This window comes from Kribbella sp. NPDC055071 (assembly GCF_053608045.1).
The window spans coordinates 1-1,206 of sequence record NZ_JBSGUS010000077.1; the positions used below are offsets into that span (position 1 = coordinate 1).

General features: G+C 51.8%; 1 protein-coding gene. It reads left to right on the top strand.

Annotated features, from left to right (window positions below):
* Positions 1-206 precede the first annotated feature (206 nt).
* Positions 207-1,206, top strand: a 1,000-nt coding sequence (locus ACWF4Z_RS38365; protein WP_452248115.1) for an enolase C-terminal domain-like protein, incomplete at its 3' end; no start/stop codon positions are given.

Below are 1,206 nucleotides of genomic sequence, written 5' to 3' on the forward strand. Positions count from 1 at the left end.
TTATTATCGGATACATTGTCAATGCCACTGGATCTTTCAATGGCGCGCTTGTGTTTGTCGGCGCTAACGCGATTGCGGCGATCCTCAGCTATTTGCTGCTGGTCGGGCCGATCAAACGGGTCGTGTTAAAGAAACAAGAACAAGACCCCGATCAATCGTTGCCTGTCTAATATTTATGAAAGCGCTTTATAAAGGGAGGAAAATGCATGAGTTCACCGATACAAGAGCAGGTTCAAAAAGAAAAAAGATCGAATATTCCCTCAATTTCTGAAATGAAGGTGATTCCTGTTGCGGGACATGACAGCATGCTGCTGAATCTAAGCGGAGCACACAGCCCGTTTTTTACCCGGAATATCGTAATCTTAACAGACAGCAGCGGAAATCAGGGAGTCGGCGAGGTGCCTGGCGGAGAGCATATTCGCCGCACGCTGGAGCTGTCAGAGCCGCTTGTTGTCGGAAAATCTATCGGTGCGTACCAGGCGATATTGCAAACGGTCAGAAAGCAGTTTGGCGATCAGGACAGGGGAGGGCGAGGAAACCAGACGTTTGATTTACGCACCACTGTGCACGCCGTCACCGCACTGGAAGCGGCTTTGTTAGATTTGCTTGGAAAGTTTCTTCAGGAACCGGTCGCGGCTTTGCTGGGCGAAGGGAAGCAGCGTGATGAAGTAAAAATGCTCGGTTACCTCTTTTACATCGGCGACCGAAAGCGGACGACCTTGCCGTATCAAAGCGATGAGCAGTCAGATTGCGCGTGGTTCCGTCTGCGCCATGAGGAAGCGCTGACGCCGGAGGCCATTGTGCGTCTTGCCGAATCCGCACAGGAGCGCTATGGCTTTCAGGATTTCAAGTTGAAAGGCGGGGTGCTGCGGGGAGAAGAGGAAATCGAAGCTGTTACCGCATTATCGAAACGTTTTCCAGAGGCAAGGATCACTCTTGATCCGAACGGAGCATGGTCATTAGAGGAAGCTATTGCATTATGCAAAGGAAAGCAAGATGTGCTCGCGTATGCGGAAGATCCGTGCGGGGATGAGAATGGCTACTCCGCTCGTGAAGTAATGGCTGAATTCCGCCGCGCGACAGGGCTTCCGACTGCGACAAATATGATTGCGACTGACTGGCGGGAAATGGATCACGCGATTCAGCTCCATGCGGTCGATATACCGCTGGCTGATCCGCATTTTTGGACGATGCAAGGGTCGGTGC